Annotated in this window: 17 protein-coding genes; 9 read left to right on the top strand and 8 right to left on the bottom strand. The window is 43.9% G+C overall.

Translation table 11 applies throughout. The features are described from left to right. Positions 1-1,794 (top strand): ATP-binding protein (locus A3766_RS25790; protein ID WP_068643240.1); only part of this gene is annotated, 1,794 nt, incomplete at its 5' end. A gap of 172 nt (positions 1,795-1,966) precedes the next feature. On the opposite strand, the gene A3766_RS25785 is transcribed toward A3766_RS25790, so the two are convergent. Continuing rightward, on the bottom strand, positions 1,967-4,246 hold the full coding sequence (locus tag A3766_RS25785; protein WP_068513162.1) for an EAL domain-containing protein: 2,280 nt from the start codon (positions 4,244-4,246) through the stop codon (positions 1,967-1,969). 159 nt (positions 4,247-4,405) lie between these two features. Between A3766_RS25785 and A3766_RS25780 the strand changes: the two genes are divergently transcribed. The 3 genes from A3766_RS25780 to A3766_RS25770 all read left to right on the top strand — a co-directional run bounded on the left by A3766_RS25780 (position 4,406) and on the right by A3766_RS25770 (position 6,844). After that, on the top strand, positions 4,406-4,963 hold the full coding sequence (locus A3766_RS25780; RefSeq protein ID WP_082880508.1) for a TlpA disulfide reductase family protein: 558 nt from the start codon (positions 4,406-4,408) through the stop codon (positions 4,961-4,963). A gap of 110 nt (positions 4,964-5,073) precedes the next feature. Then, positions 5,074-5,472, top strand: a complete 399-nt coding sequence (locus tag A3766_RS25775; protein WP_068513165.1) for a nuclear transport factor 2 family protein — start codon at positions 5,074-5,076, stop codon at positions 5,470-5,472. A gap of 67 nt (positions 5,473-5,539) precedes the next feature. After that, positions 5,540-6,844: a TAXI family TRAP transporter solute-binding subunit gene (locus tag A3766_RS25770; RefSeq protein WP_068513170.1), complete on the top strand. Its 1,305-nt coding sequence runs from the start codon at positions 5,540-5,542 to the stop codon at positions 6,842-6,844. A gap of 4 nt (positions 6,845-6,848) precedes the next feature. Here A3766_RS25770 and A3766_RS25765 read toward each other — a convergent pair whose 3' ends face one another. From A3766_RS25765 to A3766_RS25750, 4 genes are read right to left on the bottom strand one after another with little or no spacing between them, the layout of a single operon-like run. Then, entirely contained in the window at positions 6,849-7,565 is a 717-nt protein-coding gene (locus tag A3766_RS25765; RefSeq protein ID WP_068513173.1) for a DUF2894 domain-containing protein, read from the bottom strand. Position 7,566: 1 nt separating this feature from the next. Further along, on the bottom strand, positions 7,567-8,253 hold the full coding sequence (locus tag A3766_RS25760; protein ID WP_068513175.1) for an OmpA family protein: 687 nt from the start codon (positions 8,251-8,253) through the stop codon (positions 7,567-7,569). A gap of 14 nt (positions 8,254-8,267) precedes the next feature. Beyond that, positions 8,268-10,640 (bottom strand): DUF802 domain-containing protein, encoded by a 2,373-nt coding sequence (locus tag A3766_RS25755; RefSeq protein WP_068513178.1) that lies wholly within the window; start codon positions 10,638-10,640, stop codon positions 8,268-8,270. 48 nt (positions 10,641-10,688) lie between these two features. Next, positions 10,689-11,528: a DUF3348 family protein gene (locus tag A3766_RS25750; RefSeq protein WP_082880507.1), complete on the bottom strand. Its 840-nt coding sequence runs from the start codon at positions 11,526-11,528 to the stop codon at positions 10,689-10,691. A gap of 667 nt (positions 11,529-12,195) precedes the next feature. On the opposite strand from A3766_RS25750, the gene A3766_RS25745 reads away from it, so the two are divergent. From A3766_RS25745 to A3766_RS29285, 3 genes are all read left to right on the top strand, one after another. Continuing rightward, positions 12,196-12,666, top strand: coding sequence for a GFA family protein (locus A3766_RS25745; RefSeq protein ID WP_068507378.1), 471 nt, complete (start codon positions 12,196-12,198; stop codon positions 12,664-12,666). Between the two features lie 101 nt (positions 12,667-12,767). Then, positions 12,768-13,490 carry a transporter substrate-binding domain-containing protein gene (locus A3766_RS25740; protein WP_082880458.1) on the top strand — a complete coding sequence of 241 codons (723 nt, stop codon included), beginning with the start codon at positions 12,768-12,770 and terminating at the stop codon, positions 13,488-13,490. Between the two features lie 178 nt (positions 13,491-13,668). Further along, on the top strand, positions 13,669-13,980 hold the full coding sequence (locus A3766_RS29285) for a phospholipase A (protein ID WP_197469993.1): 312 nt from the start codon (positions 13,669-13,671) through the stop codon (positions 13,978-13,980). On the opposite strand, the gene A3766_RS25730 is transcribed toward A3766_RS29285, so the two are convergent. Next, complete coding sequence (locus tag A3766_RS25730; protein ID WP_068507385.1) at positions 13,977-14,432, bottom strand: DUF2489 domain-containing protein; 456 nt, start codon at positions 14,430-14,432, stop codon at positions 13,977-13,979. The two genes, A3766_RS29285 and A3766_RS25730, sit on opposite strands and share 4 nt — an antisense overlap. A 195-nt stretch (positions 14,433-14,627) precedes the next feature. On the opposite strand from A3766_RS25730, the gene A3766_RS25725 reads away from it, so the two are divergent. Both A3766_RS25725 and A3766_RS25720 read left to right on the top strand, forming a co-directional pair. Beyond that, positions 14,628-15,047, top strand: a complete 420-nt coding sequence (locus tag A3766_RS25725) for a CBS domain-containing protein (protein ID WP_068507387.1) — start codon at positions 14,628-14,630, stop codon at positions 15,045-15,047. A gap of 288 nt (positions 15,048-15,335) precedes the next feature. After that, positions 15,336-16,781 (top strand): wax ester/triacylglycerol synthase family O-acyltransferase, encoded by a 1,446-nt coding sequence (locus A3766_RS25720; RefSeq protein WP_068507389.1) that lies wholly within the window; start codon positions 15,336-15,338, stop codon positions 16,779-16,781. 15 nt (positions 16,782-16,796) lie between these two features. Here the strand turns inward: A3766_RS25720 and A3766_RS25715 are convergent, their stop codons facing one another. Then, complete coding sequence (locus tag A3766_RS25715; RefSeq protein WP_068507391.1) at positions 16,797-17,162, bottom strand: sirohydrochlorin chelatase; 366 nt, start codon at positions 17,160-17,162, stop codon at positions 16,797-16,799. Positions 17,163-17,257: 95 nt separating this feature from the next. Next, positions 17,258-17,587, bottom strand: a 330-nt coding sequence (locus A3766_RS25710; RefSeq protein ID WP_197479751.1) for a response regulator transcription factor, incomplete at its 5' end; no start/stop codon positions are given.

The raw sequence follows: 17,587 nt of genomic DNA, 5'->3' as shown, positions 1-17,587 counted from the left end.
ATTGCACAACTCCATGAAGAGAATCATGCAACCAACCTTAAACTAGTCAAGTCGCTACGTAAAAAGCTCGGCCGTTTATATAACAAATGGAACGTTTATAGCCGTAAAGTGATTCAGGAAGTCGAGCATGCGCAAGCGAAAACATGGACAAGCTGGAGCCATCAACTCAAGTTGCAACTCTACTTTTTACTGGTCATCGCCATCACGAGTGTTATCGCCATCGCGCTAATGTATCAATTATATATCAGCCAAATACGCACTGGGCAGGCACTTGAGCGTCGAACGCAGGAACTTGATGAGGCCAAGACGATGGCTGAGCAAAGCACTAGAGCAAAATCGCGTTTTCTCGCCAATATGTCACATGAAATAAGAACACCACTAAACGGCATCATCGGTTTGAGCAAACTGACTTATAACCGTATTCAGGACAGCGAAGTCAAAAGTTACCTTGAGAATGTTGTCTTATCTGGCAGCTCATTACTTCAAATAATCAATGACGTCTTGGATTTCAGTAAGATAGAAGCCAACAAAATCACATTGGATCAGGCAGACTTTGTCCTTGAAGACATTATCAGACCTCTAGCCACATCGATGAATTTTGCAGCGAAAGCGAAGAATATTTCCTTCATCTTATTAACGCCGCCAAATCTGGCTATTCCACTTTGTGGCGACGCTACCAAAATCACGCAAATCATTACCAATTTATGCTCGAACGCAATCAAGTTCACTGAAACCGGCGGGGTCACCTTAAAAATTGATCTCACCGAGAATTACACGCAACCTTACTTAAAGATTCAAGTAAAAGACACAGGGATAGGGCTAAGTGAAGAACAACAAAAACTAATATTCAGAGAGTTTGTTCAGGCAGATGACTCGACTACCCGTAAATTTGGTGGAACAGGCTTGGGCCTGAGTATTTCACGTAGTTTCATTGAGTTAATGCTCGGAACTATTCGAGTTGATAGCTCTTTAGACAAAGGCTCGTGTTTTGATGTATCGATACCGCTTCGAAAGAGCAAAGATGAATCACAAGATGTTTTATCATTTACACACTTATCAGAAGAGGAAAAAAACCAGCTCAGCAATCTTAAGCTGAAAGTTGTTAGCCCTTGCACCTTCGAAACTGAAATAATATCAGCAGATCTCAGAAGTTCAGGCCTTAATATTAATGCTGAGCCAAGCAGTCATTTATTATTTTCATGTAACCAGGATATACCCGATTTAAGCACTCGCGTTAACGCGTTATTAGGAAAATACTCCTTGCCCACCATACTTCTTCTAAGTAGCGACCTAATCCCCCAGTTCGATGATCTGCCTAGCTCGGTTCACTTAATTGAAGCTCCCTACACTAGTGAAAAAGTACTCAATCACTTTCTAGATAAGCAAACGTCAATAGCCTCAGATGAAGAAACGCCTATAACACAAGGTTTAAAAGGCAAAAAAATATTAGTGGCAGAAGACAATAAAATTAACCAGCTAGTAGTAAACGAGACACTCCTCTTACTCGGCGCAGAAATCACGTTTGCCAACAATGGCCTAGAATGTATTCAATGCTTACGAGAAAGTCAGTACGACCTGATACTGATGGATATTCAGATGCCAGAAATGGATGGCTTAGAAGCTACACAAATTATTATCACAGACTCGCTTGCTCCGGACACCCCTATCGTTGCATTGACAGCGAATGTCTTTAAAGAAGATATTGACACTTATATTGCTGCAGGAATGAAGGCCCACCTGCCCAAACCCTTCGAGCCTGAAGCCTTATGCCAACTTATTGAAGAGCTCAGCTAAAATCAGCTCTAAGTATCATCAAATAACCGCGCTATGAACACTTTATTAAATTGCATACCCTTACTCCCAAAACCCTATCGCGGGTTAATGTTCGCTAATAGTACTAAACAGAGCTAAATCCTATGAGTGTACTTATACACTCATAGCCAAGGTAACGAGCAATAGCTAAGATCTACTCTCTTAAGAATGAAACCAGTTCATTTTTCGGCATAGGTTTAGCAAAATAGTAGCCCTGGAATACATCGCAGCCATTGGCTGCCAAAATATCAGCCTGTTCTTTAGTTTCTACACCTTCAGCGACGACGGGAATAGATAAACTCTTGCTTAAGTTGATAATACTTTTTGCCAGTAGCCAATCCTGCTCGTCAATCAAAATATCATTAACGAAGCTTCGATCGATTTTCAGTTCATTGATAGGTAATTTACTCAGTACACTTAGAGAAGAGTAGCCTGTACCAAAGTCATCCAAAGAAGTATACACGCCCAATAACGAGACCTGATTCAATACATCCTTTGCTTTGTCCAAATCTTCAATAAACAGGCTTTCTGTCACCTCAATCATCAAAGTAAGCGCTTCTCCGTCATACCTTTCAACAAGCTGTTTAATCATAGGGACAAAGTCTTCATTAAGCAGTTGCCTCACCGAAACGTTAACCGATACTCTCAGTTTAAACGGCGCGTGCTGACTCTGTTTACAAGCGTCAAGACATTCGTCCAAAGCCGTTTTTAGTACGAACTCACCCAGTTCATGAATCACGCCCGCTGCTTCTGCTACCGAAATAAACTGATCGGGCGGAACAAAACCCAAAACATCACTCTGCCAGCGAACCAAAGCTTCGACACCTAATACCTTCTGGGATTGTGAGTCGACCTGAGGCTGATAGACGACACACATTTCACCCTTTTCTAACGCATTAAGAAGTTCTTTCTCAATATCAGCAGCACGCTTGGTTTTCTCTTCCATTCCCACGGAATAAAAACAGATATCGCTCTGTTTTTGCTTCGCTTCGTACATGGCCATGTCTGCCTTTCGCTGCAGCTCATCCAGAACCTTGCCATCAAAGGGACTGATTGCAACCCCGATTGAAGCCTTGATGGAAAACTCTAAATGCTCCAACGAAACTGGGTTTCGTAGCACCTCCAGGTAAGCCTTACACAACTTGTTTAACTCACCTTTATCACGCATACCCGTCAAGATAATAAACTCATCGCCTCCTTGTCTGATACACATACAATCTTGGAAGTGTTCAGTAGTTCTGCTCGCCACTTCACAAAGAATCTGGTCACCAACAGAGTGACCATGTAAGTCATTACTCGACTTAAAGTTATTCAGGTCAATATAGAGTAGAGAGAAGCCCTGAGCATACTTATTTGCCCAGGATTCGAAGTTCTGTGTCAGAAAGCGCCGGTTAGGTAACTTGGTTAGCGGGTCATGTTCAATCTGGTGATGTAGTGACTGCTCCGTCTGTAAGTGGAGACGAATATTCAAACGGAAAATAATAAATAAGCCGATATTAAACAGAATAAAGGCACTAAGGACCCAAGACAGGGTGTACCAAAATTTATCATAGAGCAAGTCAAGTCTAGTGCTAACAATGGTAAAATGCTCAAACACAGGGTCATAGCTAATCGATGCAAAATTTAGCTCACCTCGTTTATTAGGCACAATCGCTGAAACAAGCTTGTCGCCTGCCCGAAGGGCTTTTATTCCCACACCTGCTTGAACCTTGAATAAGTTATCCAAATATTCAACGAATTTACTCTCTACCGCCGAGCCATACCAATCCTGATATTCATTTTCATCAATATACGAGACATATTGACGATAGTAATCGCCACGAACGACTGTCAAAGCAAGGTGTTTTGGTAGATTTTCTCTAGACCATAAACCATGAGAAGCGCCTAGTTTAAAGCCTGCTACCACAACAGCTGCAACCTGTCCTTCGCTATCTAATACCCGAAGCCGGATAGGTATGACCCACGAATTCAATGCTTGGAAGTAATAGGTCCTTCCCATCACTAATTTCGATGATTCCAGGGTCTTGCGAAAGGTGTCTTTGGTTTCCGCTTTTGTCAACAAATTAGGAACCTGGCTTGGCATATGTTTGAAGGTAGAGACTATCAACTGACCGTTTACATCAACCAAGCCTAAACCTATCAACTCGGTATTCACTCGTAAAACCTGGTTCATACTTTTCTGAACCTGGGCTATTTCTCCCTCGCCAACAAGCTCCACAAAGCGTTCACCAAGTACTTTCAATAAATTTGAGTTTTTTTGAAGCAAGGATTCCATAGAATGAGAGACGAGGTTATTTGCATAACTTTGCTCAATACCTGCGTGATCCTTAATTTCCTGCCATTCAGCATATAAAAAAGATGCGGTTACGACGATAGAAAAGAATACGACAAATAGATAAGTTCGCCATAAGGCCTGGTTTTTATATTTTTTCATTCATTTAATATAGTACATTATTGAAAATACGTCATGCGACGCGTCATCAAGTACTCTCTAATCATTACATTCAATGGTTATAGTTAGCAAGGCAGGGAACTTTCTAGGCGCGCGGCGTTCAAATAAATGAATTCTTTTTATCAGTAGAGCTTTACATTTATGCCCACGCGCTCCAATAAGCCCGACCGTTTTCTTGGTTTATCTATTGCTTACTTCATCCTAATTTTTATAGGCTTAAACTCCTTTACCGAGCAGGTCTCTGCAGACTTAAAAGACGCAAAATATAACAAAGCCCCCCTCTTCTCTTTACCTGATATACATGAGAAGAGCACCGTCAATCTGAGTGACTATAAAGGCAAAGTGGTACTGGTAGATTTTTGGGCCTCATGGTGTGGTCCATGCCGTCAGTCGATGCCCGAATATAATCAACTTCGCAAGCGCCTGCACAGTAAACAAAACGGTAAAGACTTTGAAATTCTTGCTGTCAATGTTGACGTCACCACTGAAGAAGCGATGCGTTTTCTTGAACAGTACCCAGTGGATTTTCCGGTACTGGAAGAACGAAGTGGGAAATCCCAACAGGCTTACGAGCTACTCACCATGCCTACATCATTTTTGATAGATCGAGAAGGTTATATTCGCATTGCTCATCAGGGGTTTAACACGGGGTTTATTCGTTACCTCGAGAAAGAAGTCAACATGCTGCTTCAGGAGTAAACATTTAGTCTTTACCGTTTTCCGTTATTAGATTCGCATTAGTCCCATTTTCTTTGATACATTAGCGCTTCAGAACACCTTTTTGACTATCAATAATTACGGTAAAGATCATGGCTCCTAAAGTTATTCAGAACTGGCATACTGTTGTGAAAACACGAGATATCAATGCTCTAGACAATTTATTGGCTGATAACGCCACGATGTTTTCTCCGGTAGTTCATACTCCGCAAAGAGGCAAAGCCATTACAAAACTATACCTAATGGGCGCAATGCAAACGATTGCGAATGAACACTTCAAATATATTCAAGAAGTTTACAACGACCATTTTGCCGTGCTCGAATTCGAAACCCTTATTGACGGCAAAACCGTCAATGGTGTCGACATGATCACCTGGAACGAAGATGATCAAATAACTGAATTCAAAGTCATGCTGCGCCCTCTTCAGGGCATCAATGCCGTTCACAAGGCAATGGGTGAAGCGCTCGCAAAATTTCAACAAGGACAATAAACTCGTCATCACGGGGAAGCTCGCTGTGCAGTTTTCCTAATGACAAGCCAAATAGAGATTTATTGATATGAAAAGATCCTTGAAACTCCCAAGTCTTTCAAATGTATTAAGCTATGTGGTGGCTACATTAGCGATCATCGCGACGCTCTATGGCCTAGTGCTTGGCCTGCGCCTGGTTCCACCAGACCAGCTACGAATAGCAGCGGGAGTAGAAGGTAGTGCCTATTATCAAATAGCGCAACAATACCGAGAAATTTTAGCTGAGGATGGTCTTCAATTAGAGATAGTCGAAACCGCTGGTTCACGCGAAAATAGTAAACTGATTGATGCCACGAATAGCACGGTAGACATCGCCCTGATCCAAGGCGGCATTAAATCAAGCAACCCCAATATCAACGCATTGGCAGCCGTCTTTCCAGAGCCGCTCTTAGCCTTCGCCAGAGTTGAAGCCCAAGTCAACGGCAACCCGTTTTCATGGACAGGGAAACGCGTTGCACTGGGTGCACAAGGTAGCGGTACTCGAGCTGTAGTTGAGCAATTAGCAGAGATTAGCGCTGCGCCAGCCCTCAGTAATAATACAGCTCCCGAAGCATTCTTGGGCGGCAAAGCCGCTTCCGAAGCCCTACTCTCGGGCAATCTCGACCTGGCATTTTTTGTTGCGCCACTTAGCGCACCTTATCTTCAAGCCTTATATGATAATCCGGCGATCCAGTTATTGCCGCTTGATCATGGCCAAGCACTCGCAAGCCAGCTTCATGAAGCTCACTATATCAATTTATTGAGTGGCTCACTTCGATATCACCCGGCCTACCCCGAAGCTGCCGTGCCACTCATTACACTCGTGACAAAGCTAGTTGCACATGATGACCTACACCCCGCTTTAGTCAATCGTTTGGTCAGAGCAGCCAAGATAGTACATGCTAAACGTGTCTCACTCGTCATGTCTGAGCCTTTCCCGAACACAAGTTTATTAGATATGTCTGCAGATGTTTATGCCGTAAAACTACTAAGAGATGGCTTTAATCCGCTAGAGAAAACCCTGCCCTACTGGATAGTCGCTCAGATCAATCGTTTTGCGATCTTACTTTTACCAATAATTTTCCTACTACTACCCTTATTCAAAATACTTCCTGCACTACTGGCTTGGAGAATGCAGTCTCGCGTTTATCGCTACTACGACCGCCTACACGAAATTGATCTACGTTTGGCTGAGAAAGGTACAAAGCCAATAAATGAGGAAGAGAGGCAAGTACTGGCTAATGAGCTTATTGATATAGAAGTCGGATTACGCTGCGAATCACTGCCTCTTAAATACCGGGAAAGTGCCTATACTGCTGTACAACACGTGCACTTGGTTCGAAGCAGGCTTTAAGGTTTTACTTTGCAGAGGCTTTGCTTGCACGAGACTTGTGAGTCGATAGCTCTGTAGTTTGCTCTAACCACAAAAGCGTGTCGTAGTAAGGAACCAAGCGATTAACATAAGCCGGAGAAATATCCTTCATGGCACCAATCGTACGAACCAAAAGGCGCTGAGGATTGAGAGGCCCTGCATTTTCCGGGTCTTCCTTGATCACTTGCCGAACCATATTTTCGGTGATCACCTTGCCCAATTGCTCACGATAAAACTGTAGCGACTTTAGCTCTTTAGCGCGCTCTTGAAAGTCTTTCGCAGCATTGATCTTTATTTTCTTTTCACTACCTTGCGTAGCAGAAGGCTTGTCCTCAAGTCCTTCGTCAAAGCCCTCGTCAAACAACAGGGCATCCAAACCCAATGAGCTCTGATCTATTGCGCTTACATCAAAACTATTAATACGTTCTATCAAGCCTTTAAAAACTGAGTCTGATCTGCCGTCCTGCTCCTGGGGCGCCTCAGTTTTTTCAGCGTCCTCATGCTGCTTAACCAACAATGCTTGTAAGTCTGTCAGGCCTGATTCAATTCGTGGAAGCAAGCTTTCCTGAATATTGTCAGAACGCTGATCTGCTCTAGCCAGCAATGAAGAAAGGCGCTGAAAATGAAATGCAGCCACACCGCTCTGACAAGTATTTTCGAGCCGCGCCAAAGCTTCCTTTAGCTGGTCAAAGGTGGAATTCATCTTAATCTGTCACCAGAGCCGAGCCAAGTGGGGCTGTATCTTCTTCAGCACCTAGAGGCTTAGTCACTTGTCGCCCTTTGGGAACGGGTGCCATTTCTACACGCCGATTCTTCGAGCGACCATCACGGTCTACATTGGAAGCAACAGGTTGCTGATCTCCAAAGGCAGCAGCAAACACCCTTTCTTTGGGCATCCCCTCTTCTATCAAAGCTCGCGTCACGGTTAGAGCCCTCTGAGCAGAAAGCTCCCAGTTATCCTGATATCGATTGTTGCCTTTTTGAATGGGAAGATCATCTGTGAAACCACTCACCATCAGCAACTCGTCACGCTCTCCCAGGTAAACTTCAAGAGGAGCCACCAGAGTGCTTAAGAGCTCACGCCCTTCAGACTGTAACTGGTCTGAGTTCAGCGAAAACAAGACACTGCCGCTGATGCCAATTTTGCCATCACGCAATGTTACTCGCCCGGAAGAGAGAGGGTCTGCCAAAGCTTCTTCCAATGCCATTCTTCGCTGTTCTTCAGCCCTGCGCTTTTCAACTTCTTCGGCAAGCGACTTTGACAATTCTAACTGATAGCCCAATACCCAGATCAGCAACAGCACAAAAACGCCGACTAGCCCGGACATTAAATCGCCAAAAATCGCCCAAATAGGAGGGCTTTCAGCATTACTCTCATCTAACTCATGCATACCAACACCCCAGTTTAAGCAGACTCAGTGGATGACTGTTCATAAGCCTGTTTCATTGACAGTTCACGCAATTCTTCAAACAAAGCTTTCTGGGACAAAACACTATGATCAATTACTTCTCTAGCCTGGGAAACGTAATAACCAAGCTGCTCATTGCTGCGTTCACTCGACTGCTCCAGAGCTGATTCGATGCGCTGTAAACTCTCACCAAGCAGTTCATTCGATTCACTAAACTGCTGGCAGGCCTTACCAAAAGCATCACCCAAACTGGCAATATCGGTAGTGCTTGCCGCAGCTTCGACCACGATGTCTGAGAGTTTGTTAACTTCAGCATCGATATGCTGGTCAAAACGAGAGCTGATGTTGTCTAGCATGCTACTAGAGGTTTCGACTAATGAAGCAATCGCTTCTCTTTGCTGGCTGGATGACTCGGATAAGGAGCCTGACAAGCCATCAAGCTCAGCCATAATTCGCTGACGCTCTTCTAACAAGTGGTTGTCACGCTCCATGTTGTTACTGATTTCTTCACGTAACTTGGAGATTACCTCCGCAGCAACCTTTGGTGTTTCAGACGCGGTTTCAATCAGCTCTGTCATGGGTTTCTCAATCGTTTCTGACAATTGGGCAACTTGCTGCGATAAGCTTTGTTGTAGCTTATTCATCGTCTCGGCAGCAGCGTTTGCACGACCTGCCTCTTCATCTCGCAAGCTGCTCAATTCTTCACGCACACTCGCCGCTAAGCCATTCATTCGACTATCCAGTTCGTGCAACCAACGTGACTCATCTTCACGACGTGCGATCAGTAAGTTATTGGATTCAGCGAAAAGACCCGCTAGTTCAGCCAATAGCTTCTCTGACTTCTGCTTGGTTTGCTCATCCATTAGCTGCTGGCTGTCACTTAGCTTCTCAACCAGCTCAGCTTGCTGAGCCAACATTTTGTCAGCACGGTTCTGCCAATCAAGACTGATCCCCTCAGACATAGCCCCCAAACGATCTGTCATTTCCGTAAATTTATCAGCAACCTGACAACTTGTTTCAAGCTGAGCTTGTGTAAGCTGATTTAGCTTGTCAGCAACGTCTTGAGAGGCGCTGTGTAAAGAAGCAGAACTCTGCGTCTGCGTATCAATCATCGCCTGTTGCCAAACTGTCTGTCGAGCTTTTTCACTTTCGAGATTTTGGCTATCTCGCTGCGCCAAATTCTGGTTCAAGCTTTCTAACATTGTCTGCGTTTTAGCGTCAAAGAGCTCACTGTATTCACTCAAGGTTTGCTTAATCTGCTCGGCACTTTGTTGGTTTCTCAGCGCTTGCTCTTCTAGCGCTTTACGCCAGACACTTCCCACCTCGTCTGCCGTTTTCGAGAAGCGGCCATTCAGAAAATCCAAGTGTTCAGTAGCTTTCGTAGAAAACTGCTGATGACTTTTCGAAGTCTGATCACTGACCTTCTCCACCAACCGACTCATACTTTTTTCAAACACAGGGCGCATACTTTCACCTGCCAAACGACCACTATCGGCAAGCCCTGCCTGAACGGTACTGACACTGCTGGAAATGGCTTCTGATACCGTCTCGGCCAAGTGTTGGTAACTCTGTTTCACCTCAGTATGAAAGCTATCTTGCTTCTGGTTTAGCTGCTCACCCAGGTTTGAGCCCATTTTCTCCAAATTCAACGCCATGGTTTGAAGCTGATCTGCCACTTGAGGTAAGGCAAGCGCCTGTGCTTGTAGGGCTTTATAAGTTTCTTGGCGGTTATGAACCAGAGAGAAGCCTTTAAACTCATGCGCGATACAGGCATCGAGCTCACGTGTCGCAATCACTCGTTCACGACGACTCAATGTCGACATCAAGCCCAACATAGCTGAAGCTGCCACACCGGCAACGGACGTACCGAAAGCCAAGCCCAAACCATTGATCGGCGCGGCCAAACCTGTGCGAATTGCCTCTAATTCTGTGGTTCCTTGTAGTGCCGTGACAGCACCCTGCAAGGTATCAACCATTCCGACAAAAGTACCTAACAAGCCGAGCATTACCAGTAAGCCGACTAAGTAGGGCGTCACGACAGGCGCGGGTAGACCAATGCGCTCACCTTCTATTCTAAGCTGAACAGCATTACGCAGCGAGGCGTGAAGCGACAGTAGCCATTTGTCAAACTGGTTTTCGTTATCCGACTCGGCTTGTACGGCAAATTTTGGAATATCTTTTAGCGCGACTGACAGTGTTTGTGTCGCCTTCTGAAATCGTAAGAGCTCAAGGGTGCCAATACTAAACACCACACCAATAACGACAGTAATCAGCAAGGCCAAGGTATCACTACCCAAGAATACCCAGCTCATACCGATGATAGCCAATGCGCCTAATAAAAATGCCAGCCCAAAAAGAAGCTTATTCATAAGCAACTAGTAACCTCTAATTTCATAATTGTGTCCATAGCGATGCACTCAGTTTGCCGATTGCACCGTTTCATTTAATGCTTCTATCAAGCCCAGCACGAGCTGCAAGCGCGCTTCCAGCTCTGCCATCAGCAAGCGCTTTAAAGCTGCTAGAAAGGCCTTAATATTCTCATCCAAGGCACACGTTTCAAACAGGTCGGCATTTTTACCGGCAGGCCTTTCAAAGCTCTCGCGAAAGTAAGTGGCGAGTAGCGTCGGTACGCATAAAAACTGTTTACGAGCAGCGACGCTTAACGCTTCGTCGAGAGCTTTATCGAGCACCACTAACTTCGCAAGCTCTGGTGAATGCTTCTCTAACACCTCACTAATATAAACTCTCAAGCCCTGCACTTTAGCCGACATATCAGACTGCTGAGCACGATAAAACTTACTGAAGGGTTCAGCAGCTTTGGCTAGCAACTTGTCATCGACTTGCCCTTCTCGCATAGCGCTAATAAACGCTTCATCCCATTCAGGCAGCTTTATTCTGCCGACACTTTTATCTGGGTCAAAGCCTGACTCAATAGATTGGCTAATGGCTTTTCTTACCCTGACAAAGGCCTGCTGGCTTTTTTCTAAAGCTTCCTGACCAGCCAATTCGTCCGAATCGTTCGACAGTAAACCGGCGTCGACTCGACGATCAATCATTCTGATCATGCCTTGCGCATCACTTAATTTTACCGAGCCCGAGAAGTCTATTTTTTGCGATAAGCGCTCGCTAAAATTTTCTGGATGAGTCTGTGGCTCGACTTGCAGCATCTCTGATAGAGAACGCACCAAACGCGAACTACCGGGCATAAATCGGGATGAATTCTGGCTCATAGCTGAAGGAAGGATCACGCTGCGCATCTGCGCTATTCAAAGCAAGGAAAGTTTCTTACTGTGCATCTAATATTTATATTCAAGAGGCGGCCATTATCGCCATTCTGGGGGATTATTCAAGATTTGATCACCACATATTGTGGTTCCCGGTGGAAATAAAAAAGGGGGAATGCTTTTTCGCATTCCCCCTTTTCACTCCTATTTATACTTCTTTAGCTAATATCAGTTTGCAAAATACATTTGCTCAAAGTAAGCCTCTAAGGCTTCATAACAAACGGCTTCTTCTTTTGCAGTTAATTCAAACAGTGTGTTACCAGCTGATTTCTTCATTCGGTATTCTCCGTTTAATCATCGTAATAACTTAAAAGTATTTGCTTCGTTGCAAGGCCTGAGCAGAAAACAAGGAGTCGAATCCGGTATATAATTGATTACTAAGGCTCGCTCTTTGAAATCGTTTCATTACGTACTTCCTTGTACAGTTATTACTAAAGCATTAGCCGTGCCAAGACAACAAATTAGTTTCATCCAATTGATTTTATTAACAATTTAAATTAAATGACATAATAATAACTCTCAACATCAGTAAGCTCATGCACCATAGCTTTGCGTATAAGTACTAACACGCACTATTATTGGGTTATAGTCCGAGATAGCGTTGCCCTTAACAATAACAAAAGCTAACAGGCTAAATTTTATGACATCACAGAGCTTCCATCAGTCCGCTAGCTGTTCATGCACCACATCGAAAATCACCGTCAGAGCCCAACCTTTTTCTCGCTTTAAATGCCATTGCACTATTTGCCAAGAGATCTATAACAAGCCTTATGCAGAATTTGTCGTAGTCAATGCAAAAAATGTTGAGCTAAACAAATCTGATCAACTATTGTTTGCAAAATATCGTCGTCCTCCTGCTCTAACTAGAGGTATATGCCAAAACTGCCAATCTCCATTAGTTGGCTTTTTGAGGCTTGCGCCTTTTTTAAAACTGGCCTTTATTCCCATTGACCGTTTTGAAGACCCTGGCGCACTACCAGCAGCTCAAGGGCATATTTTTTATCACAGCAGAAGTGAAGAAATAGACGACAATTTACCGAAGTTTAGCGGATACTGGAAAAGCGAACTGGCGGTGAGCCAATCTGTACTTAAGGGATTAATACAACATTAGGTTAACTGAGCACTCTAGTAATTCTTATGCTTTAATATAAGACACTAGTTCTATCGTTATAAAGGCTTATTTCGAGCATACTCAAATATTATCTTATATTATTGCTTTGCATTTTTAGTAGTCTAGTTCACGCAAAATCACCAGACGCACAAACTATAGCGATAGCAGCGCCTCATATCACTAGCCTAATTGAGGAAGACCAGTCTGGCATCTATCAAGGCATTCTGAACGAAGCTATTTCAGATATGCCTTTCAAAATCATTCAATCATATACGCCTTATAAACGAGCCCTGGTATCATTTGAGCAAGGCCATACAGACTGCATTTATTCTTTCACGCAAGTGATGCAAGAAAAGCTAGGAAATGAGAATATCATTGCAAGCTTTCCACTAGGTGCCTTCGCTTATTATATGTTTAGCCCTCTCGACCAAAGCCCTTTAACTAGCTCCAGTCAACTTAAAGGACTTAATGTGGGTGCCGTACATGTGCACGAGAACTATTATAAACATAGACTTAGCGAAAAAATAAAACTAGACAAAGTATACAAAGACGCCCAGAACTTGAAAAAGCTCAAAGTAAAGCGTATTGATGTCATGATCGCAGCGCTTCCGGACTTGCAACCTTTCGTAGATCAATTGAGTTACTCTGCCAAGCACCCTCTTGTAGAAAGCTATGACCGTATTACGTGTCATAACAAAGCGCTCACACAAAGCTTCCTTGATGAGCTTTCACCAAGACTCAAAAGAATGAAGGACTCAGGCCGCTATAAAGAAATTTCCGGCGAGTTATTTTTTGACTTCGATAGTGAGTATAAACAACAATAGCCGGCTACCGTACAGATCGAAACAATACATGAAGCGACAATGGCTATTGCACGACTCAAGTATTTTACCTTATTAGGTTTTTTACTATTTTTCAGTAAGTTAGCAGCAGCGGAAGAGTCTATTGATTGTTTCTTAAATACAGCGGCGAGTATGCCCGCTGAAACAACGCTGGCCGAAGTTGCTCACTCATGCACACAACAAAAAGACAAACCACTTATTCCGAGGCGATGATAACCCGGATATCGACGACTACCTAGGTCACTATGAAATTACCGGTGTGATGGACTGGGGGCGCTATAAACTCAGCAGCTCGGTGAGATACAACTTCGACACAGGTTATGGGTCTGCGGAAACCGGATTCAGTTTTCCGATGTGGGGGCGATTAAGAGGTTTCATACAATTTTTTGAAGGCTATGGAGAAAGCCTAATTGACTATGACCACCGGGTACAACGAATAGGCCTGGGCATATTGCTCACCGACCTACTCTAGAATGAATGCTCCAGGAGCGCTTTAGACGCAGAGAGTATCGCATGCTGGTTGTCTTCTTCCAGTTTGAAGCGTTCCTGATCCAGCTTAAAAATCACTCGTTTGTCAGTTTGCTTACGCGCCTCATGAGTTGGCATGTGCTCTAGCGCATCATACATTTTGATAAACACTGAAAACCGCTCATCTTCATGCAGGTTGGGGGCTAAATGGTCAAGTAGCACTTTAATTCTAATGCATCCTTCCGACAGCTCAACCTGCTCGTCTAACATGCATTGTGCGATAACCTTAATGCTGTTGAGGGCCTTATCTTTCTTTTCAGCCACCTCCTCCAGATAAGCTTTTTTCGCGTCCTCTATTCTTTGAATTTTGTTCCATGTTTTGAAGCTAAAACGGAATAAGAAAATAGAAACAAGACTACCGACAACAATTGCAAGCCAGATAAAGTTCTCAGACATATAACAAATCAACTCGAAAGATAGAAAGCGCGAAATTATAGCAGCTTCAGCAAATAGTGTATTTATTTTAAAGTGATTACTAGTTCCTTATAGGAATGCACTCAAATTGACACCGGTCATCACACTAGTAGAAACCTCGTAGTATGCTCACTTCAACAAACTCATTTATACATTACAAATTTTATTGGAGGCAAGATGGAATCTCCCAAGGTTTACGTTCGCGATTACATGCACCCAGCGACATACTCATTTAAACTTGATACTAGCGTTGAAGAAGTCGTTAAAACACTTACCAAAAGCCATATCGTAGGAGCGCCAGTGTTAGATACTGACGGCAAACTGGTAGGTTTTATCACTGAGCAAAACTGCATCAAGCAGATGCTCAACAATACCTACTATTGTGATAGCCACGAAGTAGCAGCTGACATTATGCGAGAGAATCCTCTATCCGTATCCCCTGATGAAGATATTCTTAAGCTAGCAGAAAGCATGCTAAGGAAAGGGCCCAAGATCTACCCAGTAATAGAAAATGATAAAGTGATCGGCATTATTAGACGTGCTGATGTACTAAAAGCACTTAGCCTGGCCAAAAAAGATATGTGTGCAGTGAAGTAGTATTATGCTTCTCTAGCAGGCTAAAGTTGTTCTAACTTCATTTAGCCTGCTCTATCTTCAGGTTCTTAAAACTCCATTCGCGATATGCCCCCATTCCCCCTCCCTGCCGAATAAAAGGTTCACGACAACTCCATTTCAAAATTTGCTATACCAAAAGTAAATTTCTTGTCTGCGAACATAAATAGTTCCGATATCTTCATAGACCTAGGCAATAAAGTTTAATGGTCTAATATAGTAAGTGTGTTAAGATTCCGCTTTGTATTCATTACTCCCAAAAGGCCTGGCAAAATGACTCAGAATAACAAGATAAACATACTTGATGCCTCTTGGTTGGCATTGGATACCGAAGAGACGCCAATGCATGTTGGCAATCTGCAAATTTTATCTCTCCCCAAAGATGCTCCTGCTAATTTTTTACGCGACGATGTTCATCGCATGAAATCGGCTGGAGATATTGTTTCCCCCTGGAACAAAAAGCTCGCGAAGCCTAGCTTACTGGGCCGCTTACTCGCACCGTCTTGGGTTATCGATAAGAACATAGACCTAGATTATCACGTACGTCATTCGGCTCTACCCAAACCAGGCGGTGAACGAGAGTTGGGTATACTTGTATCGAGATTACACTCCAACCGTATGGACTTTAAACGCCCTCTATGGGAGTGCCATGTCATCGAAGGTCTGGAAAATAATCGCTTTGCCATCTACACCAAAATGCACCACTCCTTAATTGATGGCATAAGCGGTGTACGTTTATTGCAACGCACACTAAGCGAGTCTCCAGACGATATCGATACAAGACCGCCTTGGTCTATTGGTACGCCAAAGAAAATTAAAAGCGGCGAACACATTGCGACTTGGCAAGGCGCGCTTGATCAAGCTATCGACGCAATCAAAGAACAAGCCTCGAACACCCCGCAGTTAGTGGGTGCGTTGGCAAAACTGGTCAGTTCATCCGTTCAGGATAGAGTTAAACTTTCTGCTCCGTTTACTGGTCCTAATTCAACCATTAACACCCGGGTGCAAGCCGCTCGCCGCTTTGCTACACAGCAATATTCTTTAGACAGAATTAAGAAACTGGCAGCAGAGGCGGATGCCTCGTTAAACGATATTGTGCTTTATTTATGTGGCACCTCGTTGAGGCAGTTCCTATTAGAAAAAGGACAATTACCTGAGCAACCTTTAACAGCAGGTATTCCGGTTAATATTCGCCCTGCGGATGACACAGGCACAGGTACGGCCATTAGTTTTATGATCGCTAGCTTAGCAACCAATGAAGCGGACCCGCTTCGCCGCTTAGCAACCATTAAAGAGTCGACCCAGATTGCGAAGGAGCACTTACAAAGCTTGCCTAGAGCATCGCTGACACAGTACACGATGCTGATGATGGCACCCTACTCTTTACAGCTTCTCACAGGCCTGGGCGGAAGAATGCGTCCAGCCTTTAACATTACAATATCTAATGTCCCTGGACCGAAAAAGGCTCTCTACTACAATGGCTGTAAACTTGAGGCGATGTACCCAGTATCATTAATCGCCCATGGCGGCGCATTGAATATTACTTGTTTAAGCTATGATGGTTCACTGAATTTTGGCTATACCGGTTGTCGTGACACCTTGCCAAGCATGCAGAACCTGGCAGTATTTTCAGGAGAAGCGCTCGAGGAGCTTGAAGGCTTACTTACAAAAAAAGCCAAGACAAGAAAGACGAAAACTAAAAAAGCCACGACTCGCTAATTATAACGAGGCTCATCAGGATACGCTTAGCGTATCCTGAATCAAACTGACCATCGCAGGCATACCTCCCAGATGAGTCTTAATGTTTATCTTAACATCAGGGTACTGCTCCCTAGCCTTAGCAACTTCGGCCGGAACGTCTTCTATAACATGCCTACCGGCTGACAAGAAGTAAGGCAAGACATCTACTTCAGATGCTCCCTGCTCTATACACTGGATAATTGAGTCGGGTATTAATGGCTCAGCCAGCTCCAAAAAGCCAGTATTGACGATCGCATATTGAGCGCCGACCTTATTCTGAACGCTACGGGAAAGCTCCCGTACTTCATCATTGGAGGACGCTCGTCGTGAGCCGTGTGCAACAATTACTAATGCTTTCATAATGTCCTACTATATTAACCATTTTTTCATTGGGCTCAGTATACTACTCTGCCTACGAGTACTCTATGAGAACAACACCTCAGTCTTTTCCATAATTAACCCTGTGTCAAGACCCTTAAGGCGACCCCTGCCGCTGCCGTTCTATTCTCGACACCAAGTTTAGGAAAGATCATTTCCAAATGTTTATTCACCGTTCGAGGGCTCATCGATAGAATTTCGGCTGCTTCGCGGTTAGTTTTCCCATTCGCTATCCAAAACAAAACTTCCGCCTCTCGCTCAGTTAAATCGAGATTTGCTTTTAATAAAGCAGCTTCTGTTGGCTTGTTCCCGTCAATCAGTTTAATTAGCTGGTCGCCATTGGAATGTTTGCCTACCCTCTTCAGAGATAAAGGATATTCTAGTGCTTCTAAGTTTAGACTATCCCC

This window comes from Oleiphilus sp. HI0132 (genome assembly GCF_001635845.1).
This window is presented reverse-complemented; position numbering and strand designations above follow the sequence as displayed.

Bases quoted from the DNA above. Each gene is read 5' to 3' on its own strand.
- A3766_RS25785 (WP_068513162.1), bottom strand. From the start codon at position 4,246: ATGAAAAAATATAAAAACCAGGCCTTATGGCGAACTTATCTATTTGTC.
- A3766_RS25780 (WP_082880508.1), top strand. From the start codon at position 4,406: ATGCCCACGCGCTCCAATAAGCCCGACCGTTTTCTTGGTTTATCTATT.
- A3766_RS25775 (WP_068513165.1), top strand. From the start codon at position 5,074: ATGGCTCCTAAAGTTATTCAGAACTGGCATACTGTTGTGAAAACACGA.
- A3766_RS25770 (WP_068513170.1), top strand. From the start codon at position 5,540: ATGAAAAGATCCTTGAAACTCCCAAGTCTTTCAAATGTATTAAGCTAT.
- A3766_RS25765 (WP_068513173.1), bottom strand. From the start codon at position 7,565: ATGAATTCCACCTTTGACCAGCTAAAGGAAGCTTTGGCGCGGCTCGAA.
- A3766_RS25760 (WP_068513175.1), bottom strand. From the start codon at position 8,253: ATGCATGAGTTAGATGAGAGTAATGCTGAAAGCCCTCCTATTTGGGCG.
- A3766_RS25755 (WP_068513178.1), bottom strand. From the start codon at position 10,640: ATGAATAAGCTTCTTTTTGGGCTGGCATTTTTATTAGGCGCATTGGCT.
- A3766_RS25750 (WP_082880507.1), bottom strand. From the start codon at position 11,528: ATGCGCAGCGTGATCCTTCCTTCAGCTATGAGCCAGAATTCATCCCGA.
- A3766_RS25745 (WP_068507378.1), top strand. From the start codon at position 12,196: ATGACATCACAGAGCTTCCATCAGTCCGCTAGCTGTTCATGCACCACA.
- A3766_RS25730 (WP_068507385.1), bottom strand. From the start codon at position 14,432: ATGTCTGAGAACTTTATCTGGCTTGCAATTGTTGTCGGTAGTCTTGTT.
- A3766_RS25725 (WP_068507387.1), top strand. From the start codon at position 14,628: ATGGAATCTCCCAAGGTTTACGTTCGCGATTACATGCACCCAGCGACA.
- A3766_RS25720 (WP_068507389.1), top strand. From the start codon at position 15,336: ATGACTCAGAATAACAAGATAAACATACTTGATGCCTCTTGGTTGGCA.
- A3766_RS25715 (WP_068507391.1), bottom strand. From the start codon at position 17,162: ATGAAAGCATTAGTAATTGTTGCACACGGCTCACGACGAGCGTCCTCC.